Genomic DNA, 24,061 nt, shown 5'->3' with positions numbered 1-24,061 from the left:
CCTTGAGCGGTGCTGACATTATTTATAAAGGAGCGCATTCATGGCTGTTGGTCTTGGTCCTTTGCCAACGTTGCACCCGGTTGCCGGTTTTGAACTCGGTATCGCCTCGGCCGGCATCAAGCGCCCGGGGCGCAAGGATGTTGTGGTCATGCGCTGTGTTGAAGGCTCCACGGTTGCCGGCGTGTTCACCTTGAACGCCTTTTGCGCCGCACCGGTGATCCTGGCCAAGCAACGCGTACAAGGCCCTGTGCGTTACCTGCTGACCAACACTGGCAATGCCAACGCCGGCACGGGCGAGCCTGGCCTGGCCGCCGCCGAGCGTACCTGCGCCAAACTGGCTGAACTGACCGGTGTCGATGCCAGCCAGGTGCTGCCGTACTCCACCGGTGTGATCGGTGAGCCGCTGCCTGTGGAGAAGATCGAAGGTGCGCTGCAAGCTGCCCTCGATGATCTGTCGATCCACAACTGGGAAGCTGCCGCCACCGGCATCATGACCACCGACACCCTGCCAAAAGGTGCCAGCCGTCAGTTCCAGCACGACGGTGTGACCGTCACCGTTACCGGCATCAGCAAAGGCGCCGGCATGATTCGTCCGAACATGGCGACGATGCTCGGCTACATCGCCACTGACGCCAAGGTTTCCCGCGACGTGTTGCAAAACCTGATGCTCGATGGCGCCAACAAGTCGTTCAACCGCATCACCATCGACGGTGATACGTCGACCAACGATTGCTGCATGCTGATCGCCACGGGGCAGGCCGCGCTGCCGGAAATCACCCGCGCCGAAGGCGAGTTGTTCGCCAAGTTGAAACAAGCGGTGTTCGAAGTGTGCATGGACGTGGCCCAGGCCATCGTCCGCGATGGCGAAGGCGCGACCAAGTTCGTCACCGTTGAAGTCAACGGCGGCGGCAATCACCAGGAGTGCCTGGACGTCGGCTACACCGTGGCTCACTCGCCGCTGATCAAGACCGCACTGTTTGCTTCCGACCCGAACTGGGGCCGTATCCTGGCCGCTGTTGGCCGTGCCGGCGTTCCGGACCTGGACGTGAGCAAGATCGACGTATTCCTCGGTGAAGTGTGCATTGCCAGCCGTGGTGCGCGCGCGGCAACCTACACCGAAGCCCAGGGCGCGGCGGTGATGCAGCAGGAAGAAATCACCATCCGTATCGAGCTGGGGCGTGGCGATTGCAGCGAAACCATCTGGACCACCGACCTGTCCCACGAATACGTGAAGATCAACGCCGAGTACCGTACTTGATACACGGTTGAAGACCGAGTCGTCCCATTCGCGAGCAAGCCCGCTCCCACAGGTTTTGTGGGCGCCACAAATCTACTGTGGGAGCGGGCTTGCTCGCGAAGGCTGACGACCAGACGCTGGATATTCTTGCTTGTTACCCTGACGAGAAGGCACCCCGAACATGAGCCTGCACCTGATCATCGGCGACAAACTGCTTTCTTCCTGGTCCCTGCGCGGCGCCCTGGCTCTGGATCTGACCGGCGCGGCCTACACCGAAGAACTGATCAAGCTGAACCAGCCGGACACCCGCGAGCGTCTGCTCAAGCATTCGCCGACTGGCAAGGTCCCGCTGCTGAAAACCGGACACGGCACCATCGCCGACTCCCTGGCGATTGCCGAATACCTGGCAGAACAGTTCCCGGGACTCTGGCCGAAAGACATTGCCGCCCGCGCCCAGGCGCGCTCGGCGTGTGCGCAAATGCATAGCGGATTCTTCGCCATGCGCGGCAACATGCCGTTTGACCTGAGCCATGACGCCCCTTTGTCGCCGGTTCCGGCTGACGTTCAGGCCGACATCGAACGCATGTCGGCACTGTGGGCCGAGTGCCGCGCTGCCGCGACTGAAGCCGGGCCGTACCTGTTTGGTCGTATCAGTCTGGCTGACGTGTTCTTTGCACCGATTGCCGTGCGCCTGCGCACCTATCAGGTGAAACTGTCTGCCATCGACGAAGCCTATGTCGAGACCCTCTACCAATGGCCGGCGTTCAAGGCCTGGCAGAAGGCCGGACTGGAGGAGTTGCAAAGGTGAAACGAGTTCATGTCGCCGCTGCCGTCATCCGCGATGGCAGTGGCCAGATCCTGATCGCCCGACGTGCCGACTCACAGCACCAGGGCGGCCTGTGGGAGTTTCCCGGGGGCAAGGTCGAGGCCGACGAGTCGGTCGAAACCGCACTGGCCCGCGAACTCCATGAAGAACTGGGCATCGTGGTCGGCGCGGCGCGCCCGCTGATCAGGATTCGGCACGATTACCCGGACAAGCAGGTGTTGCTGGATGTCTGGGAGGTTTCGGCGTTTACCGGTGAGCCCCACGGTGCCGAGGGACAGCCGCTGGCCTGGGTTGCACCGCGTGATTTGTCGAATTACCAGTTCCCGGCGGCCAATCAGCCGATCGTCGCGGCTGCAAAATTACCGGCTCAGTACTTGATCACCCCGGAGGACCTGGAAACTCCAGCGTTGCTGCGTGGTATTCAGAAGGCCATTGCTGGCGGCATCAAGCTTATCCAATTGCGTGCACCAAACGGTTACGACCCGAAATATCGTGACCTGGCTGTCGATGCGGTGGGTTTGTGTGCCGGCAAGGCGCAATTGATGATCAAGGGGCCGTTCGAATGGCTGGGCGACTTTCCGGCTGCGGGTTGGCACATTACCTCGGCGCAGCTGCGCAAATACGCAGCGGCCGGGCGACCGCTACCGGCATCGCGCTGGCTGGCGGCGTCGTGCCATAACGCTGAAGAGCTGGCGCTGGCTGAACAGATGGGGGTGGATTTCGTGACCCTGTCGCCGGTTCAACCGACCCTGACTCACCCTGGCGCCGAGCCGTTGGGTTGGGAACAGGCCTCGAGCTTGATCGAGGGGTTCAGCAAACCGGTGTTCCTGCTTGGTGGTGTAGGCCCGTCGGAGGTCGAGAAAGCCTGGGCTGCGGGTGCGCAGGGGGTGGCAGGTATTCGGGCGTTTTGGCCTGAGGCCTGATTCTAGCGGCCCCTTCGCGGGAAGGCCCGCTCCCACAGGTTTTGTGAGCGCCACAGACCTACTGTGGGAGCGGGCTTGCTCGCGAAGGGGGCCTGGCAGGCGCCGACTAAACCTCAGGTTTCGCCGCAGGCTGCCAAAGAATCTCCGCCACTCCCTGTCGCTTGGCAATCAACCGCGCGGCAACAAACAACAAATCCGACAACCGATTGATGTACGCCAGGCCAACCCCGGCCAATGGCTCAATCGCATTGAGTTGCTGACACCGCCGCTCTGCGCTGCGCGCCAGGCTGCGGCAGACATGAGCCTGGGCAATCAGCGTCGAGCCGCCGGGCAGGATGAAATTTTCCAGCGGCCCCAACTCTTCATTCCACACATCGATCGCGGCTTCCAGGCGTTCGATTTCCGCTGCATTCAACGCCTGATACACCGGCATCGCCAGTTCGCCACCGAGGTCGAACAAACGGTGCTGGCAAGGCGCCAAAACATCGATCACTTCCTGCAAACCTGAAAAGTCATGCGTTTGCGCCGCCAACCCGGCCAGCAACACGCCCACCTGACTGTTCAGCGTATCGACTTCGCCAATGGCCTCGATCCGCGGGTGATCCTTGGGCACGCGACGGCCATCGCCCAGCCCGGTCTCGCCTTTGTCGCCAGTGCGGGTGTAAATCTTCGATAAACGAAAGCCCATGGTTACCTCGATAGCAGATTGAGTTCTTGCGAGACAGGCGGTGTGCTCGCCAGGGGCAGGCGCAAGGTGAAGCAAGTGCCTTGGCCCAGGGTCGATTGCACTTCCATCTGCCCTTTGTGGTTATTGGTGATGATGAAGTACGACACCGACAGCCCAAGTCCGGTGCCCTGGCCGATTTCCTTGGTGGTGAAGAAGGGTTCGAAGGTCCGTTTGCGCACGTTCTCGCTCATGCCGATGCCGTTGTCCTCGACCTGGATTTCCGCCCACGGCGGATTCAGCCTGGTGCGCAGGATGATCCGTCCCGGCTCGCTGTCGTCTTCGCGCTGGTGAATGGCTTGCGCGGCGTTTTTCAACAGGTTGAGCAGCACTTGCTCCAGTTCGTTGGCGGTGCCGGGAACCGGTCCCAGCGCCGGATCGAACTGACGAATGATGGCCTGGCCCTTGAAGTCGAAGCCTATTGCCAGGTCGAAATCGTTACCGGCGATCTCCACCGCCTGGTCGATCAGTGCGGGCAGATCGCAGGGGGCCATCTGGCGGGTGCTGCGACGGCTGAAGCTGAGCATGTGGGTCACGATTTTGGCGGCCCGGGCACCGGCCTGCTGGATGCCGTCGAGCAACTGTGGCACTTCACGGATTTGCAGATACTGATTGACCGTCGCCAGTTCGATTCCGGCCTGTTCGGCCACTTCAAGGTTCTTCGGCAGATCAGGGGACAGGCGTCGACGAATGTTTTGCACGTTGTGCAGGATCGCACCCAGCGGGTTGTTGATCTCGTGGGCCATGCCGGCGGCAAGCCCCCCGACCGAAAGCATTTTCTCCGATTGCACCATCATCTCTTCCAGGGACAGGCGCTGGGTGATGTCGTCGATCCGGATCACCACGCCGCGCCCGGCACCGCCCATCAATGGGTAGAAAGTCAGGGCGTAGTGGCGGGGTTCGTCGTCCTTGAGCCAGGTGACACGTTCGATTTTGGCCACCGTATGCTGCTCGACCGTCTGCTTGAGTTGCGGCAGAAACGGCTTCAGTGGTTCGAAGGCAAGGAAGATGGGCTGGTTCAGGGCTTCATCGAGGCGTGTGCCGGACAGGGCGCTGGCTTCCTGGTTCCATTGCGTCACGTAGAGCTGTTCGTCGAGGGCGATCAGCGCCGACGGCATGGAGTCGATGATGCTGTTGAGGTAGTTCTGGAAGCCGGTGAGCTTTTTCTCGATCTTGCTGCGCACCTGGACTTCGAGCTCCAGTTTGCGGTTGGTATGGCGAGTTTCTTCGGCCAGACCCTGGGCCTGGTCGTAGGCCGCCTGGGAGTCGTCCCGAGCCCGCTTGAGTTGCTGCTCCCTGGCCTCGATTCGCGAGAGCATGGTGTTGAACGCCTCGGCGAGGCTGCCGATTTCATCGTGGTTTCCTCGTGAAGCGCGCAGTGCGTAGTTTTCTTCACGGGTTACCTGGCGGGACAACTCTTCGAGCTGGTGGATCGGCCGGGTAATCAGGCGCTTGATCTGGCGGGCAATGATCAGCCACAGCAACACGCTGAAGATCAGAATGCCCAGGCTGGCCGTCAGGGTCCCGGTGTAGAACGCCATTGGCAGTTCGCTCGTGGCCACCAGCAGCAAGTGCCCTGGTGCAGTGCCGGGGCGGGGCAGGGTGATGACTTGATTGGTGCGAAACTCGGTGGCCTGCCAGTCTTCGACATGGCGGAAACGCTTCGGCAGTTCCAGGTTGTCGCCATGCTGCAATTGCGCCAGTTGCTCGCCCTTGCCGTCATACAGGGCTGCCGCACGCAGCGGCGAATAGCTGTTGAGTTCCTGTAGCAGGCGCTCGGCGCTTTGTGGTGACGCCAGGGCTTCGGAGGCCAGGCTCGGGTTGGATACCAGTCGGCCGATGGTCTGCAGGGCTTGGGGTGCCATGCTTTCCTGGGAGATGTAGTACGCGGCGCTGATAAAGGTCAGGTTGGCAACCAGCAGGACGGTGACCATCAGTACCAGCAGGGCGGCCAGCAGTTTCTGGCCGACGGGCAGGTTTTCAAGGCGCTGGCGCAATGGCATCGGATTCATCGCAAAAAAGGAACAAGTGGCCAGCGTAGCCGCTGCTCAGTCGCTGGGCAATCCAAGGCTGTGCAGGCGAGCAATCAACCTTGACTCAAGCTGATTGAGGTGAGGCAGGTTCAGTTGATGACGCCCGGCAACTTTACAGGCGTAACCCAGCAGGTAGCTGATTTCTGTGCGGCGCTGGCTGGTGACGTCCTGATGCATCGAGGAGTAGTTGGCAGCAGTGGCGTGGATCACCCGTTCGACTTCCTGCTGCAGGTTTTCGGCCGCTGCCGGCTGACCACAACGCTCAAGCAACTCCACCAGTTCGCCGCACAGGGTGGCGACTTCGCAGTGATGTTGCTGTAAACCACCGTTGCGGCAGTCGTGCAGCACCGTCAGCGGATTGATCGCACAGTTAAGCGCAAGTTTGCGCCACAGCCTGGTCAGGATTTCGGTGCTCCACTCGTGGGGGATGCCGGCAGTGCTCAGGTCATCGAGCCAGATCGGCGCGACGGGATGGCTCGCATCCCCCAGCCAGGTGAAGCCATGCCCGGCAAACACCACGCGCCAATCGCCATCGCGGAAGGCCCCTTCGGTGCTCGACGCATAGATGCAGCGTGCCTGAGGAACCTGTGCGGCCACCGCTTCCTGACTGCCCAGGCCATTTTGCAGCAGAATCAGTTCGGCGTCTGGGGCCAGGCGTGGCGCCAGTCGGGCCACCGCACCTTCGGTATCGTAGGCTTTGCATGCCACCAGCAGGCGGTTGATCGGTTGGCTGCTGTCGGCTGTCTCGGCGGGCACGGCATAGTGTTGCGCCTCGCCGTGTTCCACCAGTGTCAATCCACCGGCTGCCTCATAGGCCTGCAGTCTCGCGGTGTCCCGCAGGATCAACCTGACCGGCACTCCAGCCCGTGCCAGACGTGTTGCCCATAAAGTGCCAAGGCTGCCGGCGCCCAGAACATGCCAGGTGGTAGACATCAGCTTTTTGCTCTGTTTAAGGCGTGCATCGGCAGCTCACAGTGAATGATGGGAAAGACCCGTTATAATCAGCGCGGATTTTAACCGCAAGCCAGGCGTGCTCCATCAGCACGCCTTTAAATTTGGAGAGATTACATGCCGTCGTTCGACGTGGTATCCGAACTGGACAAACACGAAGTCACCAACGCGGTCGAGAACGCCGTCAAGGAACTCGATCGTCGTTATGACCTGAAAGGCAAAGGCAGCTTCGAGTTCAAGGAAAAAGACCTGACCGTCAACCTGACCGCCGAGGCGGATTTCCAGCTCGAAGCAATGATTGAGATCCTCAAGCTGGCGCTGGTCAAGCGCAAAATCGACGTGCAGTGCCTTGAAGTCAAGGACGCGTTCGCTTCGGGCAAGCTGATGAAGCAGGAAGCGGTCCTCAAGGAAGGCATCGACAAGGAACTGGCGAAGAAGATCGTCGCTCATGTTAAGGACGCCAAGCTCAAGGTCCAGGCTGCCATTCAGGGCGAGCAGGTACGTATTACCGGTAAAAAGCGCGATGACCTGCAAGAAGCCATTGCAGTGCTGCGGGCCAAGGAATTCGGTATGCCGCTGCAGTTCAACAACTTCCGCGACTGATCTTGTACGCGGGAACCTCTTGGCGTTTGCGACGTCGCAGGCCCAGGCAACGGCAGAAACGATTGAGCTCGTCGCGGTTCAATCTTTCTGCCGCTTTTTTTATGCATGCCGGATAGCCGGAAAAGGAGCAAGCAGATGGACTTAAATGCTGAGGTAGACAACCTGGTCAAGGTCTCCCAGACCTGGATCCCGATGATCATGGAGTACGGCAGTCGTGTACTGCTGGCGGTCATCACCCTGGCCATCGGCTGGTGGCTGATCAACAAAGTCACGAAAAAGCTCGGCGGCCTGATCGCATTGCGTAATGCCGACCTGGCGCTGCAAGGCTTTATCAGCAGCCTGGCGAACATCATCCTCAAGATCCTGCTGATCGTCAGCGTGGCCTCGATGATCGGTGTGGAAACCACTTCGTTTGTAGCGGCGATTGGTGCGGCGGGCCTGGCCATTGGCCTGGCCTTGCAGGGCAGCCTGGCGAACTTCGCGGGCGGCGTGCTGATTTTGCTGTTCCGTCCGTTTCGTATTGGTGACTGGATCGAGGCTCAAGGTGTCGCCGGTACTGTCGACAGCATCCAGATTTTCCATACCGTACTGCGTACCGGTGACAACAAAACCATCATCGTGCCCAACGGTAATCTGTCGAACGGCATTATCACCAATACCAATCGTCAGCCGACCCGCAAAGTGGTGTTTGATGTAGGCGTCGATTACGAAGCGGACTTGCAGAAAGCCAGAGAAGTGTTGCTGGAGTTGGCCAAGGATCCGCGTGTTTTGACTGACCCGGCACCTCAGGCAGTCATTTCGACATTGGGTGACAGTTCGATCACTGTTTCCCTGCGTGTCTGGGTGAAGACGGCGGATTATTGGGATGTGATGTTCATGTTCAACGAACTATCCCGTGATCGTCTGAGAGAGGCCGGCATCGATATTCCATTTCCACAGCGGGTTATTCGCGTGGTTCAGGAATCTGCTGCGCAGTGATTGGTTTTCTGGTCAATGCCTGACTATTCGGTCAGGCATGTTCTGCATGGATCTGATGTTTTAAACACACTGTTGTCACACCAACGAAAAAGGCCCATCCGAAGATGGGCCTTTTTTTGATTACCGCAAACTAACTTTCTGTGATTACAGAATGTTGAGCGGGTAGTCGGTGATCAGGCGGAACTCAGAGATATCGCCTTCGCCTTCGTCAGCATTGGCGGTGTGCCATGCTTGACGGATGCGGAACGACAGATCCTTGGCTGGGCCGGATTGAATGACGTACTTGGCTTCCACGTTGGTTTCGTGGTGTTTGCCGTCTGCACCGTACAGACCGGTGTAGGTGCTGTTCGATGGAGTGTTGGTACCGTCGATGTTCCAACCATTCACGTAACGGACCATGAAGCTCAGGCCAGGTACGCCGTACTCGGCCATTTTCAGGTCGTAACGGGCTTGTACCGACTTCTCGCCAGGGGCGTTGAAGTCAGAGTACTGAATGGAGTTGGCGAGGAAAATCGAGTCGCCACCACGGTTGTTGTCACCCACACCGATGTAGTCGAACGGGGTATCGCCGTTGACCTTCTGGAAGGCCAGGGTCAGGGTGTGTGCTTTCAGGAACGAGTAAGCAGCGGCCAGGGAGTAGGCGGTGTTGCTGATGTCGCCTGCTTTAGCGTTACCGGTATCCTTGGTGTTGTAGATGTTACCGTCGAAGTTGATCGAGTTGTCGCCGCCCAGTGCGAGGGTGTAGTTCGCGTTGGCGTAGTACTGGTTCCAGACGTCTTCGAGCTTGGCACCGTAAAGCGATACGCTCAGGTCCGGGGTAATGCCGTACTTGCCACCGAAGTAGTCGATGGAGTTGGCTGTCACGCCAGCGTAGGTAGCGAACAGTTCGCCGTCACGAGCGTTGCGGTCCTGGCTGGTTGCCGAGTAGAAGTGACCGGCTTCGAGGTCAAGGTCTTTGACTTCGCTGCTCTGCAGTTGGATACCGCTGGCAGTTTGGTGAAGGATACGGGAACCACCTACAGCGAACACTGGAGAGGTGCTTGGCTGCATGTCGCCGATTTTCAGCTCGGTCTTGGAGATGCGGAACTTGGCGGCAGCGCCGGCTTTGCCCTGGCTGTTGTTGACTTCGCCATCAGAGTCCACGGACATGTTGCCGGAACCTGCATATTTGTCGGAACCGTCCAGTTTGATGGCCAGTTGGCCCCAAGCTTCAACGCCAACACCGATCAGGCCTTGGGTGTAGCCCGAGCTGTACATGCCCTGGATGCCCTGGGTCCAGTCTTTGTCATCGACTGCGCCGTTTTTCTTGTTACGGTTGTAGTAGTAGTTGCGAACCAGCAAGTCGAGTTTGCTGTCTTCAACGAAACCTTTGGCTTCGGCCTGGTCGCTTACGAAAGGTGCGGCTACTGCCAACTGAGTACTGGCTGCTGCTGCAACTGCCAGTGCGATCATGCTCCACTTCATCACGCGCATCGTGATTTGCTCCTTTGGTTTTAGAAGAGTACTGCCGTCCCACCTGTTTTATTATCTGGGCGGCTCTTTCTTTTTGTGTCGGCGCAAACTTATATCACGCCGACAATGTTGGCGATACTTGCGTATCTAACCTTTCGCCTTCTTTACGACCCTGTCGCAAACAGCGAGATAGATGTCGCAAATTTCCAGCTCCAACGCAACCGGGCTGACAACTTTAATGCTGTTTTCTGAGCCTTGGCGCCAGTAAAAAGAGTCCTGGTGAAACGTTTGAATCTCCATCGGGCTACCTTGCCGCTGTCTTTTTTTACCTGAAGACCTCCGCTTCCAGCGGGTGTCACATCAGGTGATGTTGGGTATGAATGCAATAAGCATGCGCAAAATCCAGCTCTGTTGCATTTTTTTTCAAATTGACGGTCTGACGCTGTAAAAACCTCATAAAACCGGGGGTTCAAGCACGCTTGGTATGGGCTTGACGCCTTGCCTGGCATCATGTTGCACCCTTCTGGTCGACTGACTGACAACCAAAAATGTTACCGGTTCACCCCGCCAGTGAGTAAATGGCGGATGTCGAAGCGTTCAGCGTAGACCCACTGTGCGGTTTTGGTGCAAAAAATTTTTCGCCCCGTGCCGGGTTCATCCCGGTTGACCGCTTGTCTTGTGCGAACACTTCGTTGTGAATCAGTCATTTCGGCGTTTTTTGCCGGTTGATCGGTGCTGTCATGGTGCGCGGCAGCGAAAAATGTCTCATTCGGGAGCGGGCTGTCAGCTTTCGCTTGCGCCAGGGACCTCTGTGCAAGGTTCGCCGTGAAGCGTGCGCCGTTCGCAGGTATGCTGCCGTCCGGTCGCTTGGTGAGCTGTCCCTCCGGATGGGCGCTAAGCTGAAAAATGATGACCCGGCGGGAGTGCACGCGGTGTTTGCTTTAGATCCACGACTTCAACAAGACACGTTACCGATCGGGGACTTTCCGCTCTGCCGGTTGCTGTTGTCCAACGATTCGAACTATCCCTGGTTCATCCTGGTACCTCGCCGTGAGGCTATCAGTGAGATATTTCAGTTGGATGATGCAGATCAGCAACAGCTTTGGAAGGAGACGACGGAGCTTTCGCAAGTGCTCAAGGACTCGTTCGACGCGGACAAATTGAATGTTGCGGCGCTGGGCAATGTCGTCAGCCAGTTGCATATGCACGTGATTGTGCGCAAGCGCGAAGATGCCGCCTGGCCAGCACCGGTTTGGGGGAAACATCCGGCAAAGCCCTATGATTCGGAGCAGGTCGCCGCCATTCGCGAACGTTTGCGCCTGATATTGACCGATGATTTTACGTTTCTGGAGGGCTGAATCATGAGCCTGGAAGAACGCGTTACCGATCTGGAAAGCCGCCTGGCCTTTCAGGATGACACCGTCCAGGCATTGAATGATGTCCTGGTCGAGCAGCAACGGGTGGTCGAGCGTCTGCAACTGCAGATGGCTGCGCTGCTCAAGCGCCAGGAGGAAATGGTCGGCCAGTTCGAGTCGTTCGAAGAGGAAGCGCCGCCGCCGCACTATTGAGCGACGCACAGGCATGAAAAAACCGCGGACAGCTCGGCTGTGCGCGGTTTTTTTCAGCTTTGAATCAGCGACGTGGCAGTGCGGCGATCACGTCTTCGGCTTGCAGGCCCTTGTCACGATTCATGACAGAGAACTCCACGCGCTGGCCTTCTACCAGAACGCGGTGACCTTCACCGCGAATGGCCCGGAAGTGGACGAAGATATCGTCGCCGGAGTCGCGGGAAATGAAGCCGAAGCCTTTGGATGTGTTGAACCATTTTACGGTGCCGGTATCGCGGTTGCTCATGTCGTAGCTTGGCGAGGCGGTGGCTGGTGACGATTTGTAGAAGCTGATACCCAGATGCAGGGCAATAGCGATCAGGGCTGCGACCAGGCTGAACAGAACGGCGGGTTGACCGGCGATGACAGGCATCGGTGCGATCAGTGTCAGGGTTTGCAGGACTACCGCCAGGACCAGCAGGGCGCTGACCAGGTTTTGCAGTTGGTGGCGCGGACCTTTGTTCCAGTAAGGGATGACAGGTGCAAGTGTGAGATTGAGCAGGCCGAAAAAGGCCAGGTACAGCGCATCAGGTTGTTGCAGGTAAGGTAAGGCTTCGGATTGCAGGCTAGGGACAAAGGACAGCAGCAAGGCCGCAGCGCCTATCAGCAGATGGACGATTTTCAACATTTTGATTAACTCACGTTAAGACAGTTCACAAGGAAGAGCTGATGGCGCACGGTTCGCTTCAAAACAATAAAGAGGCGTTGGACACGTGCCCGATATCAGCCTATGCGCCATACCGGGAAAAATAGGTGCTGGCGACACGCCGTCTATTTAACAGCAAAGCGGCAGGCTACTCAAATCAGGGCGTCCGGCGGCTCTTTTGGAGCGAATGGCCGCAGGTTGCCCGAAGTTTCGCGGCTGCGGTAAGGCGGCAGGCTTGCCGGGGTGGTTCGGCACCCATTACTCGACAAGGTCAGTGACGAACTTGCGGTTGAGGTGTTGATCCAGTGCATGCAGGTGCATGAAAAAAACGGCCTGGATGCTTCGCACTCTACTTTCCTACACCATTCGATACTGTGCATCTGAAGGGGGCGTCACTTTGCTGTGTGGGAAATTGTCCGGAGTAGGACGTTCTCCACGGTCTGCCAAAAGTTGTTGGCTTATCCTACGTCGGCGGCCATAAAGTCGTCTGGATATACCTTTGCACCTGCGTTTTTATAAGTCGGCAGACAGTTGCTCTTAATCAAACCAGGATGGCAAAGGAGTGTCAGCGTTATGGTTTATGAAAGGCATGAAGAGGGGCGATACGGTTCGCGCAGGGATGTAAGGGTTGACCCGTTCGTTCGCGAGTTCGATATGGGGCTGGCCCAGCCTTTGTCCCGCTCCGTACGATTGAATGGCTTCGCCACCTGTTTGCGGCTTGAGCAGGTTTATTGGGATATTTTGGCGGAGATGGCCCGGGTCAACGGTTGCTCGGTCAGTAGCCTGTTATCTCATCTGGATCGCGAGGTTCACTTGCGCCACGGCGGAGTCAGGAATTTCAGCGGATTGGTGCGGGTTGTCTGTGTCGTGCACAGTCTCAAGGAAGGCGGGTGCATCGGCACGGCCTAGTCTGGACGGCGAAAGCAGCAGAGTGTCGGCCTGTGCAGTCTTACGGCTGCACAGGCCGCATTTAATGGATATAATCCCGCTCTTTGCCGCAAAACCCTGCGTGTGCGGTAGCAATCTGATCGCCGAGACAACCTCCATGCCGATGTACGATTATCAATGTGCTTCCTGTGGTCATCAGTTGGAAGCCATTCAAAAGATCAGCGATGCACCGCTGGTCGACTGCCCTGCCTGTCAGGCGCCAGAGCTTAAAAAAATGCTGTCCATGCCGGGCTTTCGCCTTAGCGGCACGGGTTGGTACGAAACCGATTTCAAGACCGGTTCCAAGAAGAACCTGGCCGGCGGCGACAAAGCTGACTAAGGTCCTGAGCCTGAGTTGAACAACACGCGTGCTCTTGCATCACCCGACGACTTTTTAAAGGCGGGGCTGCTGTAGGATCTCCAACCGAATTTCGAATTACGAGAAGTGAAACCACGACCATGATGCGCAGCCATTATTGCGGCCAACTGAACGAAAGCCTGGACGGCCAGGAAATTACCCTTTGCGGATGGGTCCATCGTCGCCGTGACCACGGTGGGGTGATTTTCCTCGATATCCGTGATCGTGATGGTCTGGCCCAGGTCGTGTTCGATCCGGACCGCGCTGAAACCTTCGCCGCAGCCGACCGCGTGCGCAGCGAATACGTCGTGAAGATCACCGGCAAGGTTCGCCTGCGTCCGGCCGGTGCGACCAACGCCAACATGGCGTCGGGCATGATCGAAGTCCTCGGCTATGAGCTGGAAGTGCTGAACGAATCGGAAACCCCGCCGTTCCCATTGAACGAGTTCTCCGACGTCGGCGAAGAAACCCGCCTGCGCTATCGTTTCCTCGACCTGCGTCGTCCGGAAATGGCCGAGAAGCTGCGTCTGCGTTCGCGCATGACCACCAGCATCCGCCGCTTCCTCGACGAGAACGGCTTCCTCGACGTAGAAACGCCGATCCTGACCCGCGCCACCCCTGAAGGCGCGCGCGACTACCTGGTGCCGAGCCGTACTCACGCCGGTTCGTTCTTCGCCTTGCCGCAATCGCCGCAGCTGTTCAAGCAACTGCTGATGGTGGCCGGCTTCGACCGTTACTACCAGATCGCCAAGTGCTTCCGTGACGAAGACCTGCGTGCCGACCGCCAGCCGGAATTCACCCAGATCGACATCGAGACCAGCTTCCTCGATGAAAAAGACATCATGGGCCTGACCGAAGCCATGATCCGCAACCTGTTCAAGGAAGTGCTGGATCTGGAATTCGGCGATTTCCCGCACATGACCTTCGAAGAAGCCATGCGCCGCTACGGTTCCGACAAGCCAGACCTGCGTAACCCGCTGGAACTGGTTGACGTTGCCGACCAGCTCAAGGAAGTCGACTTCAAGGTGTTCAGCGGCCCGGCCAATGACCCGAAATGCCGCATCGCTGCCTTGCGCGTTCCAGGCGGGGCAAGCATGCCGCGCAAGCAGATCGACGATTACACCAAGTTTGTCGGTATCTACGGTGCCAAGGGCCTGGCGTACATCAAGGTCAACGAGCGCGCCAATGGCGTCGAAGGCCTGCAGTCGCCAATCGTGAAGAACATTCCTGAAGCCAACCTGAACGTGATCCTCGATCGCGTCGGTGCGGTCGACGGCGATATCGTGTTCTTCGGCGCCGACAAGGCGAAGATCGTCAGCGAAGCCCTGGGCGCACTGCGGATCAAGCTTGGCCACGACCTGGACCTGCTGACCTGCAAGTGGGCACCAATGTGGGTCGTCGACTTCCCGATGTTCGAAGAGAACGACGACGGCAGCTTCACCGCCTTGCACCACCCGTTCACCGCACCGAAGTGCACCCCGCAAGAGCTGGAAGCCAATCCGGCTGGCGCACTGTCCCGTGCCTACGACATGGTGTTGAACGGCACCGAACTGGGTGGCGGATCGATCCGTATCCACCGCAAGGAGATGCAGCAGTCGGTGTTCCGCCTGCTGGGCATCAACGAAGCGGAACAGGAAGAGAAATTCGGCTTCCTGCTCGACGCCCTGAAATACGGCGCACCGCCGCACGGTGGCCTGGCCTTCGGTCTGGACCGTCTGGTGATGCTGATGACCGGCGCCCAGTCGATCCGTGAAGTGATCGCCTTCCCGAAAACCCAGAGCGCGGCAGATGTCATGACTCAGGCGCCGGGCCAGGTGGACGCCAAGGCATTGCGCGAACTGCACATTCGTCTGCGCGAAACGCCCAAGGCTGAGTAAGCTTGACCTGAAGGGCGCATCTCGGGATGCGCCCTTTCCTTTTAGGCAGAGTTGTTCAAGACTTTTGTTTGTCGGCTGGCGCAATGCAGCGTAGCGGGCAATGTTTCAAAGAGAATTCGGAGCGAGTTATGGCAGGTCATTCCAAGTGGGCGAACATCAAGCACCGCAAAGAACGTCAGGATGCCAAGAGGGGCAAGATCTTCACCAAGTGGATTCGTGAGCTGACCGTTGCTGCCCGTCAGGGCGGTGGCGACCCGGGCTCCAACCCACGCCTGCGTCTGGCCCTGGACAAGGCCCTGGGTGCCAACATGAGTCGCGACATCATCGACCGTGCTGTCGCCCGCGGTACCGGCGCAGCCGACACGGACGACGTGGTCGAACTGACCTACGAGGGTTACGGTCCGGGTGGCGTGGCGGTGATGGTCGAATGCATGACCGACAACCGTAACCGCACCGCAGCCGCTGTTCGTCACGCGTTCAGCAAGTGCGGTGGCAACCTCGGGACTGACGGTTCGGTGGCCTATCTGTTCGAACGCAAGGGGCAGATCTCCTTCGCTGCCGGCGTTGACGAAGACGCGCTGATGGAAGCGGCCATGGAAGCCGACGCCGATGACGTGGTGACCAATGAAGACGGTTCGATCGACGTTTTCACCTCGTTCGCCGGCTTCTATTCCGTGCGTAACGCACTGGAAGCGGCGGGTTTCAAGGGTGATGACGCGGAAATCGTCATGTTGCCGACCACCAGTGCCGAACTCGATCTGGAAGGTGCCGAGAAAGTCCTCAAGCTGATCGATATGCTCGAAGACCTGGATGACGTGCAAAACGTCTATTCCAATGCGGAAATTCCGGAATCGGTGGCCGCACAGCTAGGCTAAAGGGCAACAATGTCCCATGTGGGAGCGGGCTTGCTCGCGAACGCGGATTTGCAGGCAACGTTGTTGCTGAATATGAAACCGCTTTCGCGAGCAAGCCCGCTCCCACATTTGTTATTCGTTGTATTGAATATCGTGCTTTTACTGAGCCTGCAGGCGTTATGACTTTAATTCTTGGTATCGACCCCGGTTCGCGCATCACCGGTTACGGTGTGGTTCGTGATACCGGCCGTGGCTGTGAGTACGTCGCCTCCGGTTGTATCCGCACCGGTGCCGGCGAGCTGCATGAGCGACTGCAGATTGTCTATCGTGGGGTGCGGGAGATCATTCAGACTTACCATCCGGTGACCATGGGGATCGAAAAGGTGTTCATGGCCCGTAACGCCGATTCCGCCCTGAAGCTGGGGCAGGCCCGTGGTGCTGCGATCGTGGCAGGTGCCGAGGAAAGCCTGGAAATTGCCGAATACACCGCAACCCAGGTCAAGCAGGCCGTCGTCGGTACCGGTGCGGCCAATAAGGAGCAGGTGCAGATGATGGTCATGCACATGCTCAAGCTGACCAGCAAGCCGCAGATCGATGCTTCGGACGCCCTGGCCATTGCCATCTGCCATGCTCATACCCGTTCCAGTCTGTTGCCCCATGGCCTGGGAGCAGCACGCAGTCGTGGCGGGCGCCTGCGTCTCTGATAGCATCAGCAAGCATTTTTATGGAGTGGGGGCGTTTCGCCTGGGTTGTCGGCGATATTCCCTCGCTCTATCAGTCGCTGGCCCAGAGCTGGCCAACGCTCAAGGATTTGTAACGTGATTGGACGTTTGCGCGGCACCCTGGCTGAGAAGCAGCCTCCACATCTGATTCTGGATGTAAATGGCCTGGGCTATGAACTTGAAGTGCCCATGACGACTCTTTACCGCTTGCCGTCGGTCGGTGAACCGCTGACCTTGCACACCCATTTGGTCGTGCGCGAAGACGCACAGTTACTTTATGGTTTTGTCGGCAAGCGTGAGCGCGATTTCTTTCGCGAATTGATCCGCCTCAACGGTGTCGGGCCGAAACTGGCGCTGGCCTTGATGTCGAGCCTGGAAGTCGATGAACTGGTTCGTTGCGTACAGTCCCAGGACACTTCGGCGCTGACCAAGGTCCCGGGTGTCGGCAAGAAAACCGCCGAACGCTTGCTGGTCGAACTCAAGGATCGCTTCAAGGCCTGGGAAACCGTACCGGCCATGTTCGCCCTGGTGCCTAACCAGCCGGATGGACCCGCTCCGGTGAACACTGCCGAAAATGACGCCGTCAGCGCCTTGATTTCCCTGGGCTACAAACCCCAGGAAGCCAGCAAGGCAGTGTCTGCGATCAAGGAGAAAGGTTTGAGCAGTGAAGACATGATCCGCCGCGCCTTGAAGGGAATGATCTAAGTGATTGAAGCTGATCGTCTGATCGCTGCCACGCACAGCCCGCGTGAGCGCGAAGAAGTCCAGGACCGGGCGATTCGCCCGGTCAGCCTGGCCGAATACATTGGCCAGCCGACCGTTCGCGAGCAGATGGAGTTGTTCATTCAAGCTGCTCGCGGTCGTAACGAGTCCCTGGATCACACGCTGATCTTCGGGCCCCCCGGCCTTGGCAAGACCACCCTCGCCAACATCATCGCCCAGGAAATGGGGGTGTCGATCAAGAGCACCTCGGGGCCCGTGCTGGAGCGGCCGGGTGACCTCGCGGCGCTGTTGACCAACCTTGAGCCTCACGATGTGCTGTTCATCGATGAAATCCATCGTCTGTCGCCCATCGTCGAGGAGGTGTTGTACCCGGCCATGGAGGATTTCCAGCTCGACATCATGATCGGGGAGGGCCCGGCCGCGCGTTCGATCAAACTGGATCTGCCGCCTTTCACCCTGGTCGGCGCAACGACGCGGGCGGGGATGCTCACCAACCCCTTGCGTGACCGTTTCGGGATCGTCCAGCGCCTGGAGTTCTACAACAACGCCGATCTGTCGACCATTGTCAGCCGCTCGGCAAGCATCCTTGGTTTGCCGCTGGATCCGGAGGGCGCCTTCGAAATCGCCCGCCGCGCCCGTGGCACGCCACGGATTGCCAACCGACTGCTGCGCCGGGTGCGCGATTTCGCTGAAGTTCGCGCCAAGGGGCATATCACCAAGCCGATCGCCGACCTCGCGCTGAACCTGCTGGACGTCGACGAGCGCGGCTTCGATCACCAGGACCGGCGCCTGTTGCTGACCATGATCGAGAAGTTCGACGGCGGGCCGGTCGGGGTCGACAGCCTGGCCGCCGCCATCAGCGAAGAGCGTCACACCATTGAAGACGTGCTGGAGCCTTACCTGATCCAGCAGGGCTACATCATGCGCACGCCACGGGGACGGGTGGTGACGCGCCATGCCTACCTGCATTTCGGTTTAAACATTCCGTCACGATTGGGCGAAATGCCCGTGGCAGACGAGTTCCTCGATGCCAGTGACGATTAATTAACGTTGCGTGCTGATTTTTTCGGGCAATGTAGGGTCCCAGGACCGTACTTTCACGAGAAAGCCGCAGATCAATGAAAAACAGTTGCCTGGCCGGATTGGCAACCTGAGGAGTAAGCACTAGAGTATGCGCGCGCAAAACGGGCTTGAGCCTTTCGCACATCGTTGTCGCGTTTATTACGAGGACACCGATGCGGGCGGCATCGTGTATTACGTCAATTACCTCAAGTTTATGGAACGGGCTCGAACCGAGCGGCTACGAGATCTGGGCTTTGCCCAATCGCAGCTGGCAGGGGAGGACCTGTTGTTCGTCGTGCATTCCAGCGAAGCGCGCTACCACGCGCCGGCGCGACTGGATGACGAACTGCTGGTAAGCGCTGAAGTAATCGAATTGAACCGTGCCAGCCTGCGCTTCAAACAGCAGGTCAGGCGGGCAACGGATAATGCGCTGCTCTGCGAAGGGCAGTTTTTGGTGGCCTGTGTGCGCACCGACAGTTTGAAACCCCGGGCCATTCCCGAAGCTCTGCGAGCGGCCTTTGCCGACGTGAGCGGCGCGGGTACACACTCAAAGCAGGAGATAAAGCGTGGAAGCTAACGTCGTCGACCATTCCTCCATGTGGAGCCTGGTCAGCAATGCCAGTATCGTGGTGCAACTGGTAATGCTGACCCTGGTAGCCGCATCGGTGACCTCGTGGATCATGATCTTTCAGCGCAGCAACCTGCTGCGCGCCGGTCGACGTGCCCTGGAGAGCTTTGAAGAGCGCTTCTGGTCGGGTATCGACCTGTCCAAGCTGTACCGTCAGGCCGGCAGCAACCCGGACCCTGATTCGGGTGTCGAGCAAATCTTCCGTGCCGGCTTCAAGGAATTCTCCCGTCTGCGCCAGCAGTCAGGCGTTGATCCGGAAGCGGTCATGGAAGGCGTGGCCCGTGCCATGCGCGTCGCCATTTCCCGCGAAGAAGAAAAGCTCGAGCAGAGCCTGCCCTTCCTGGCCACCGTCGGTTCCGTCAGCCCGTACATCGGTCTGTTCGGTACCGTCTGGGGGATCATGAACTCCTTCCGTGGTCTGGCAACCGCCCAGCAAGCGACCCTGGCCACTGTGGCCCCGGGTATCGCCGAAGCACTGATCGCCACGGCCATCGGTCTGTTCGCTGCCATTCCAGCCGTTATCGCCTACAACCGTTTTGCTGCTCGCAGCGAAACCCTGCTGGGCCGCTACTACACCTTCGCCGACGAGTTCCAGGCGATCCTGCACCGCAAAGTGCACACCAGCGAAGAATAAGCAGGTAATTTCCAATGGCTTTAATCGCTCGAGCTCGCAAAAAGCGCAAGCCGGTCGCCGAGATGAACGTGGTGCCTTACATCGACGTGATGTTGGTGCTGCTGGTCATCTTCATGGTGACCGCGCCGATGCTCAATCAGGGCGTGAAAGTTGATCTGCCCAAGGTTTCCAGCGAAGCCTTGCCGCAGGACAACAACACCCAGGTCCTGACCATTTCCATCAAATCCGACAAGACCTACTACTGGAACCTTGGTAGCGAAGTCGACACGGACAAGCAGCAAGACCGGGCCATGACGTTGCCGCAGATGACTGACGCCGTGACCAAGATCATTCGCGTCGGCAATGAAAACGGCAAGCACACCCAAGTCTTCATTCGCGGTGACAAATCCGTCGATTACGGTTCTGTCATGGGGGCCATGGGCGGGTTGCAGAAAGCCGGGGTCGGTAATGTTGGCTTGATTACCGAGGCGCCCTGATGCAGCAACAGCGAGAGCCGTCCGCCTCGGAAAGCTACTTCTGGCCTAGTGTCTGGGCGATTGGCTTGCACGTGCTGGTGTTCGGCATGCTGTTCGTCAGTTTTGCCTTTACCCCGGAACTGCCGCCGGCCAAGCCGATTGTCCAGGCGACCTTGTACCAGCTGAAATCGAAAAGTCGGGCGACCACCCAGACCAATCAGAAGATTGCCGGTGAAGCGCAGAAATCTGCTGCGCGTCAGACCGAAGTCGAACAGTTGGAACAGAAAAAGGTCGAGCAGGAAGCGGTGAAGGCCGCGGAACAAAAGAAAGAAGAGGCGGCTCAAAAGGCCGAGGAAGCCAAGAAGGCCGACGAAGCCAAGAAAGCGGACGAGGCGAAAAAGGCTGATGAAGCCAAGAAAGCCGACGATGCGAAGAAAGCCGCGGAAGCCAAGAAGGCAGAAGAGAAACAATTGGCTGATATAGCCAAGAAGAAAGCTGAAGAAGAAGCCAAGAAAGCTGCTGAAGAAGAGGCCAAGAAAGCGGCCGCTGAAGAAGCCAAGAAGAAGATCGTCGAAGACGCGAAGAAGAAAGCCGCGGAAGACGCCAAGAAGAAAGCCGAGGCTGAAGAGGCGAAGAAGAAGGTCGCCGAGGAAGCGAAGAAGAAAGCTGCTGCCGATGCTGCGAAGAAGAAATCGCAGGATGCGGCACGTAAGTCCGCCGAAGACAAAAAGGCTCAGGCCCTGGCAGATTTGCTTTCCGACACGCCGCAGCGTCAGCAGGCCTTGGCCGATGAGCAGGGTGACGAAGTCGCCGGCAGTTTCGATGACCTGATTCGAATACGTGCAGCGGAAGGCTGGGCTCGTCCACCTTCGGCCCGCAAAGGCATGACGGTTCAGCTGCAAATCGGCATGTTGCCGGACGGTACGGTGACTTCGGTCAAGGTGCTCAAGTCCAGTGGCGACGGTCCGTTTGACGCTTCGGCCGTAGCGGCAGTGAAGAATATTGGACGATTGACAGAAATGCAGGGAATGAAGCCGAGTGATTTTGCTCCGTATCGTTCATTCAAGATGACATTCACACCTGAGGATCTAGCCCCGTGAGAAACCTCCTTCGAGGAATGCTCGTCGTGATCTGCTGCATGGCAGGGATCGCGATGGCAGATGAGAAAAACATTCTGGTCACCAGTGGCAGCGATCGGGCCACCCCGATCGCAGTTGTTCCGTTCGGCTTCCAGGGCGGTAGCGTGCTGCCGGACGACATGGCTGAAATCATCGGTAACGACCTGCGCAACTCGGGTTACTACTCGCCGATTCCAAAGCAGAACATGATCAGCCAGCCGAGCCAGGCCAGCGAGATCATCTTCCGTGACTTCAAGGCGCTGGGTGCCCAGTACGTCATGGTCGGCAGCATCGTTCCGGCGGGCGGTCGCCTGCAGGTGCAATACGCACTGTTCAACGTGGCCACCGAGCAGCAAGTGCTGACCGGCAGCGTATCGGGCGGCGTCGATCAGTTGCGCGACATGGCGCACTACATCTCTGACCAGTCGTTCGAAAAGCTCACGGGTATCAAGGGTGCCTTCTCGACTCGCCTGCTGTACGTGACGGCCGAGCGTTTCTCCGAGAACAACACTCGCTACACCCTGCAACGTTCGGACTACGACGGTGCCCGCGCCGTGACCCTGCTGCAATCGCGCGAGCCGATCCTGTCGCCGCGTTTCGCACCGGATGGCAAGCGCATCGCCTATGTCTCCTTCGAGCAGAAGCGTCCGCGGATCTTCATGCAGAACATCGACACCGGTCGCCGTGAGCAGATCACCAACTTTGAAGGCCTGAACGGTGCGCCAGCCTGGTCGCCGGATGGCAATCGCCTGGCGTTCGTGCTGTCGAAAGACGGCAACCCGGACATCTACGTGATGAACCTGGGTTCGCGTCAGATCAGCCGCGTCACCAACGGTCCTGGCATCAACACCGAACCGTTCTGGGGCAAGGATGGTTCGACCATCTACTTCACTTCCGACCGTGGCGGCAAACCGCAGATCTACAAGACCAGCGCGGGTGGTGGCGGTGCCGAACGCGTGACTTTCGTCGGCAACTACAACGCCAACCCTAAATTGTCGGCTGATGAAAAGACGCTTGTCATGATTCACCGTCAGGATGGCTTCACCAATTTCAAGGTGGCGGCCCAGGATTTGCAACGCGGTAGTGTAAAAATCCTCACTGATAGCACTCTGGACGAGTCGCCTACTGTCGCGCCCAACGGCACCATGGTAATCTACGCCACCCGCCAGCAGGGCCGGGGAGTCTTGATGCTCGTGTCCATCAATGGACGCGTAAGGCTCCCGCTTCCTACCGCACAAGGCGAAGTCAGAGAACCTTCCTGGTCCCCTTACCTGAACTGACGCGGCGCTATACGTTTTACTTAACACACTGGGGTTCATTAGGAGTTTCACGATGGAAATGCTGAAGTTTGGTAAATTTGCTGCGCTGGCACTGGCCATGGCTGTAGCTGTAGGTTGCTCGTCCAAAGGCGGCGACAATGCCGGTGAAGGCGCGGTAGATCCAAACGCTGGTTACGGCGCAAACACTGGTGCAGTTGACGGCTCCCTGAGCGAAGAAGCTGCTCTGCGCGCAATCACCACTTTCTACTTCGAATACGACAGCTCGGACCTGAAGCCAGAAGCCATGCGCGCTCTGGACGTTCACGCCAAAGACCTGAAAGCAAACGGCGCTCGCGTTGTTCTGGAAGGCAACACCGACGAACGTGGTACTCGTGAGTACAACATGGCACTGGGCGAGCGTCGTGCGAAAGCCGTTCAGCGCTACCTGGTACTGCAAGGTGTTTCCCCAGCTCAGCTGGAACTGGTTTCCTACGGCGAAGAGCGTCCAGTTGCTACCGGCAACGACGAGCAGTCCTGGGCTCAAAACCGTCGCGTCGAACTGCGTAAGTAATTCGTCATGCGAACGTGCCGTCGTGCTGTAACTGTTCTGGCTCTCAGCCTCGCGCCGCTTGCGGTGTGGGCTGCGGTTCCTGTGGTCGATGACAACTCCGGTTATAACAATAGCGGGAGCAGTTATCCGCCTGCAGGTTACGGTACGAACGGCGCCTATGCCGGGGGAGGGGTTTCGACCCCTGTCTCGGCACAGGGCGAGCTGTTCAACCAACTGCAATCAATGCAGCAACAGATCGAGCGCCAGCAAGGTGCAATTGAAGTTCTGCAAAACGATGTAGCGCGCATGAAGCAGGAAAACCTGGAGCGATACCAGGATCTTGATCGGCGCATAGGAACCGGCGTTGCACCAGCCGCGACTCCTGAAAATTCTTCCACCGGTGGTGATTTGAGCGCCGCCGGTGCAGCCGCAGGTGCGGCAGCAGGCGCAGCCGCCGCTCAAGCACCTGCTGCGGGTAGCGAGCCGGCAGATCCGGCGAAGGAAAAGCTCTATTACGATGCTGCCTTCGACCTGATCAAGGCCAAGGACTTCGACAAGGCCAGCCAGGCTTTCTCGGCGTTCCTGCGCAAATACCCGAACAGTCAGTACGCGGGCAACGCCCAATACTGGTTGGGCGAAGTGAACCTGGCCAAAGGCGATCTGCAAGGCGCAGGTCAAGCGTTTGCCAAGGTTTCGCAGCTGTATCCCAAGCACGCCAAAGTGCCGGACTCGCTGTACAAGCTCGCTGACGTAGAGCGTCGCCTGGGTCACACCGACCGGGTCAAGGGCATTCTGCAGCAGGTGGTGTCCCAGTATCCGGGCACGTCCGCCGCCCAGTTGGCCCAGCGCGATCTGCAGAAAATGTAAGGCTGCCTGGCCCGTTTTGAAGAAACCCGCGCTTGTCGCGGGTTTTT

The 24,061-nt window shown here is 58.5% G+C and carries 26 protein-coding genes and 1 pseudogene; 22 read left to right on the top strand and 5 right to left on the bottom strand.

The features are described from left to right. Positions 1-40 precede the first annotated feature (40 nt). The 3 genes from argJ to AC06G5_RS24175 all read left to right on the top strand — a co-directional run bounded on the left by argJ (position 41) and on the right by AC06G5_RS24175 (position 2,986). A complete protein-coding gene (gene argJ, locus AC06G5_RS24185) occupies positions 41-1,258 on the top strand; it encodes a bifunctional glutamate N-acetyltransferase/amino-acid acetyltransferase ArgJ (protein WP_413425951.1) in 1,218 nt (405 codons plus the stop codon). 160 nt (positions 1,259-1,418) lie between these two features. Further along, positions 1,419-2,045: a glutathione S-transferase family protein gene (locus AC06G5_RS24180; RefSeq protein ID WP_413425953.1), complete on the top strand. Its 627-nt coding sequence runs from the start codon at positions 1,419-1,421 to the stop codon at positions 2,043-2,045. Further along, a complete protein-coding gene (locus AC06G5_RS24175) occupies positions 2,042-2,986 on the top strand; it encodes a Nudix family hydrolase (RefSeq protein ID WP_413425955.1) in 945 nt (314 codons plus the stop codon). The genes AC06G5_RS24180 and AC06G5_RS24175 overlap by 4 nt, the downstream gene beginning before the upstream one ends. A gap of 106 nt (positions 2,987-3,092) precedes the next feature. Here AC06G5_RS24175 and AC06G5_RS24170 read toward each other — a convergent pair whose 3' ends face one another. From AC06G5_RS24170 to AC06G5_RS24160, 3 genes are read right to left on the bottom strand one after another with little or no spacing between them, the layout of a single operon-like run. Continuing rightward, entirely contained in the window at positions 3,093-3,674 is a 582-nt protein-coding gene (locus tag AC06G5_RS24170) for a cob(I)yrinic acid a,c-diamide adenosyltransferase (RefSeq protein ID WP_413425957.1), read from the bottom strand. A 2-nt stretch (positions 3,675-3,676) separates the two neighbouring features. Continuing rightward, positions 3,677-5,713, bottom strand: coding sequence for a sensor histidine kinase (locus AC06G5_RS24165; RefSeq protein WP_413425960.1), 2,037 nt, complete (start codon positions 5,711-5,713; stop codon positions 3,677-3,679). Positions 5,714-5,758: 45 nt separating this feature from the next. Then, positions 5,759-6,676 carry a putative 2-dehydropantoate 2-reductase gene (locus AC06G5_RS24160; RefSeq protein ID WP_413704098.1) on the bottom strand — a complete coding sequence of 306 codons (918 nt, stop codon included), beginning with the start codon at positions 6,674-6,676 and terminating at the stop codon, positions 5,759-5,761. Positions 6,677-6,811: 135 nt separating this feature from the next. Here AC06G5_RS24160 and AC06G5_RS24155 point away from each other — a divergent pair, with 135 nt between their 5' ends. Both AC06G5_RS24155 and AC06G5_RS24150 read left to right on the top strand, forming a co-directional pair. Next, complete coding sequence (locus tag AC06G5_RS24155) at positions 6,812-7,297, top strand: YajQ family cyclic di-GMP-binding protein (protein WP_007977344.1); 486 nt, start codon at positions 6,812-6,814, stop codon at positions 7,295-7,297. Positions 7,298-7,432: 135 nt separating this feature from the next. Beyond that, positions 7,433-8,275, top strand: coding sequence for a mechanosensitive ion channel family protein (locus AC06G5_RS24150; RefSeq protein WP_057398966.1), 843 nt, complete (start codon positions 7,433-7,435; stop codon positions 8,273-8,275). Between the two features lie 144 nt (positions 8,276-8,419). Here AC06G5_RS24150 and AC06G5_RS24145 read toward each other — a convergent pair whose 3' ends face one another. Then, positions 8,420-9,748 (bottom strand): OprD family porin, encoded by a 1,329-nt coding sequence (locus tag AC06G5_RS24145; RefSeq protein ID WP_413425965.1) that lies wholly within the window; start codon positions 9,746-9,748, stop codon positions 8,420-8,422. A gap of 911 nt (positions 9,749-10,659) precedes the next feature. Between AC06G5_RS24145 and AC06G5_RS24140 the strand changes: the two genes are divergently transcribed. Together AC06G5_RS24140 and AC06G5_RS24135 are read left to right on the top strand one after the other, a co-directional pair. Then, positions 10,660-11,085 (top strand): HIT family protein, encoded by a 426-nt coding sequence (locus AC06G5_RS24140; RefSeq protein WP_413426002.1) that lies wholly within the window; start codon positions 10,660-10,662, stop codon positions 11,083-11,085. A gap of 3 nt (positions 11,086-11,088) precedes the next feature. Then, a complete protein-coding gene (locus AC06G5_RS24135) occupies positions 11,089-11,295 on the top strand; it encodes a SlyX family protein (RefSeq protein ID WP_322614660.1) in 207 nt (68 codons plus the stop codon). A gap of 64 nt (positions 11,296-11,359) precedes the next feature. On the opposite strand, the gene AC06G5_RS24130 is transcribed toward AC06G5_RS24135, so the two are convergent. Next, positions 11,360-11,962, bottom strand: coding sequence for a cold shock domain-containing protein membrane protein (locus AC06G5_RS24130; RefSeq protein WP_413425967.1), 603 nt, complete (start codon positions 11,960-11,962; stop codon positions 11,360-11,362). A 273-nt stretch (positions 11,963-12,235) separates the two neighbouring features. Here AC06G5_RS24130 and AC06G5_RS24125 point away from each other — a divergent pair. The 15 genes and pseudogenes from AC06G5_RS24125 to ybgF all read left to right on the top strand — a co-directional run. Then, a pseudogene (locus AC06G5_RS24125) lies at positions 12,236-12,335 on the top strand (DNA starvation/stationary phase protection protein); the annotation flags it as partial. Between the two features lie 218 nt (positions 12,336-12,553). Further along, complete coding sequence (locus AC06G5_RS24120; RefSeq protein ID WP_413425969.1) at positions 12,554-12,889, top strand: ribbon-helix-helix domain-containing protein; 336 nt, start codon at positions 12,554-12,556, stop codon at positions 12,887-12,889. 136 nt (positions 12,890-13,025) lie between these two features. Then, positions 13,026-13,247 carry an FmdB family zinc ribbon protein gene (locus AC06G5_RS24115; protein WP_007977333.1) on the top strand — a complete coding sequence of 74 codons (222 nt, stop codon included), beginning with the start codon at positions 13,026-13,028 and terminating at the stop codon, positions 13,245-13,247. A gap of 119 nt (positions 13,248-13,366) precedes the next feature. Continuing rightward, positions 13,367-15,142: an aspartate--tRNA ligase gene (gene aspS, locus AC06G5_RS24110; RefSeq protein ID WP_413425971.1), complete on the top strand. Its 1,776-nt coding sequence runs from the start codon at positions 13,367-13,369 to the stop codon at positions 15,140-15,142. A 128-nt stretch (positions 15,143-15,270) separates the two neighbouring features. Next, positions 15,271-16,017 carry a YebC/PmpR family DNA-binding transcriptional regulator gene (locus AC06G5_RS24105; protein WP_007995641.1) on the top strand — a complete coding sequence of 249 codons (747 nt, stop codon included), beginning with the start codon at positions 15,271-15,273 and terminating at the stop codon, positions 16,015-16,017. A gap of 158 nt (positions 16,018-16,175) precedes the next feature. After that, the gene (gene ruvC, locus AC06G5_RS24100; protein WP_008015799.1) at positions 16,176-16,700 is read left to right on the top strand and encodes a crossover junction endodeoxyribonuclease RuvC; all 525 of its coding nucleotides are present in this window, start codon (positions 16,176-16,178) and stop codon (positions 16,698-16,700) included. Between the two features lie 114 nt (positions 16,701-16,814). Then, positions 16,815-17,423, top strand: a complete 609-nt coding sequence (ruvA, locus tag AC06G5_RS24095; protein ID WP_007995640.1) for a Holliday junction branch migration protein RuvA — start codon at positions 16,815-16,817, stop codon at positions 17,421-17,423. Beyond that, positions 17,424-18,485, top strand: coding sequence for a Holliday junction branch migration DNA helicase RuvB (gene ruvB, locus AC06G5_RS24090; RefSeq protein WP_057398972.1), 1,062 nt, complete (start codon positions 17,424-17,426; stop codon positions 18,483-18,485). 127 nt (positions 18,486-18,612) lie between these two features. After that, on the top strand, positions 18,613-19,080 hold the full coding sequence (ybgC, locus tag AC06G5_RS24085) for a tol-pal system-associated acyl-CoA thioesterase (RefSeq protein ID WP_085714501.1): 468 nt from the start codon (positions 18,613-18,615) through the stop codon (positions 19,078-19,080). Then, positions 19,070-19,765 (top strand): protein TolQ, encoded by a 696-nt coding sequence (tolQ, locus tag AC06G5_RS24080; RefSeq protein WP_007977321.1) that lies wholly within the window; start codon positions 19,070-19,072, stop codon positions 19,763-19,765. Before ybgC ends, tolQ begins: the two co-directional genes overlap by 11 nt. A gap of 23 nt (positions 19,766-19,788) precedes the next feature. Continuing rightward, entirely contained in the window at positions 19,789-20,241 is a 453-nt protein-coding gene (tolR, locus tag AC06G5_RS24075) for a protein TolR (RefSeq protein WP_162130292.1), read from the top strand. Beyond that, positions 20,241-21,320, top strand: a complete 1,080-nt coding sequence (tolA, locus tag AC06G5_RS24070) for a cell envelope integrity protein TolA (RefSeq protein WP_008015803.1) — start codon at positions 20,241-20,243, stop codon at positions 21,318-21,320. Before tolR ends, tolA begins: the two co-directional genes overlap by 1 nt. Positions 21,321-21,337: 17 nt before the next feature. Further along, complete coding sequence (gene tolB / locus AC06G5_RS24065) at positions 21,338-22,618, top strand: Tol-Pal system beta propeller repeat protein TolB (RefSeq protein ID WP_177323544.1); 1,281 nt, start codon at positions 21,338-21,340, stop codon at positions 22,616-22,618. A gap of 52 nt (positions 22,619-22,670) precedes the next feature. Then, complete coding sequence (gene pal, locus AC06G5_RS24060) at positions 22,671-23,168, top strand: peptidoglycan-associated lipoprotein Pal (protein WP_003178634.1); 498 nt, start codon at positions 22,671-22,673, stop codon at positions 23,166-23,168. Positions 23,169-23,174: 6 nt separating this feature from the next. Continuing rightward, positions 23,175-24,014: a tol-pal system protein YbgF gene (gene ybgF, locus AC06G5_RS24055; protein WP_413425977.1), complete on the top strand. Its 840-nt coding sequence runs from the start codon at positions 23,175-23,177 to the stop codon at positions 24,012-24,014. Positions 24,015-24,061 lie beyond the last annotated feature (47 nt).

The sequence above is a fragment of the Pseudomonas sp. WT-JTC genome (assembly GCF_056711565.1).
Note: the sequence above shows the minus strand (reverse complement) of the source record. Positions and strands in the feature narration are given on the sequence as shown.

Bases quoted from the DNA above. Each gene is read 5' to 3' on its own strand.
- argJ (WP_413425951.1), top strand. From the start codon at position 41: ATGGCTGTTGGTCTTGGTCCTTTGCCAACGTTGCACCCGGTTGCCGGT.
- AC06G5_RS24180 (WP_413425953.1), top strand. From the start codon at position 1,419: ATGAGCCTGCACCTGATCATCGGCGACAAACTGCTTTCTTCCTGGTCC.
- AC06G5_RS24170 (WP_413425957.1), bottom strand. From the start codon at position 3,674: ATGGGCTTTCGTTTATCGAAGATTTACACCCGCACTGGCGACAAAGGC.
- AC06G5_RS24165 (WP_413425960.1), bottom strand. From the start codon at position 5,713: ATGCCATTGCGCCAGCGCCTTGAAAACCTGCCCGTCGGCCAGAAACTG.
- AC06G5_RS24160 (WP_413704098.1), bottom strand. From the start codon at position 6,676: ATGTCTACCACCTGGCATGTTCTGGGCGCCGGCAGCCTTGGCACTTTA.
- AC06G5_RS24155 (WP_007977344.1), top strand. From the start codon at position 6,812: ATGCCGTCGTTCGACGTGGTATCCGAACTGGACAAACACGAAGTCACC.
- AC06G5_RS24150 (WP_057398966.1), top strand. From the start codon at position 7,433: ATGGACTTAAATGCTGAGGTAGACAACCTGGTCAAGGTCTCCCAGACC.
- AC06G5_RS24145 (WP_413425965.1), bottom strand. From the start codon at position 9,748: ATGCGCGTGATGAAGTGGAGCATGATCGCACTGGCAGTTGCAGCAGCA.
- AC06G5_RS24135 (WP_322614660.1), top strand. From the start codon at position 11,089: ATGAGCCTGGAAGAACGCGTTACCGATCTGGAAAGCCGCCTGGCCTTT.
- AC06G5_RS24130 (WP_413425967.1), bottom strand. From the start codon at position 11,962: ATGTTGAAAATCGTCCATCTGCTGATAGGCGCTGCGGCCTTGCTGCTG.
- AC06G5_RS24120 (WP_413425969.1), top strand. From the start codon at position 12,554: ATGGTTTATGAAAGGCATGAAGAGGGGCGATACGGTTCGCGCAGGGAT.
- AC06G5_RS24115 (WP_007977333.1), top strand. From the start codon at position 13,026: ATGCCGATGTACGATTATCAATGTGCTTCCTGTGGTCATCAGTTGGAA.
- aspS (WP_413425971.1), top strand. From the start codon at position 13,367: ATGATGCGCAGCCATTATTGCGGCCAACTGAACGAAAGCCTGGACGGC.
- AC06G5_RS24105 (WP_007995641.1), top strand. From the start codon at position 15,271: ATGGCAGGTCATTCCAAGTGGGCGAACATCAAGCACCGCAAAGAACGT.
- ruvC (WP_008015799.1), top strand. From the start codon at position 16,176: ATGACTTTAATTCTTGGTATCGACCCCGGTTCGCGCATCACCGGTTAC.
- ybgC (WP_085714501.1), top strand. From the start codon at position 18,613: ATGCGCGCGCAAAACGGGCTTGAGCCTTTCGCACATCGTTGTCGCGTT.
- tolA (WP_008015803.1), top strand. From the start codon at position 20,241: ATGCAGCAACAGCGAGAGCCGTCCGCCTCGGAAAGCTACTTCTGGCCT.
- tolB (WP_177323544.1), top strand. From the start codon at position 21,338: ATGCTCGTCGTGATCTGCTGCATGGCAGGGATCGCGATGGCAGATGAG.
- pal (WP_003178634.1), top strand. From the start codon at position 22,671: ATGGAAATGCTGAAGTTTGGTAAATTTGCTGCGCTGGCACTGGCCATG.
- ybgF (WP_413425977.1), top strand. From the start codon at position 23,175: ATGCGAACGTGCCGTCGTGCTGTAACTGTTCTGGCTCTCAGCCTCGCG.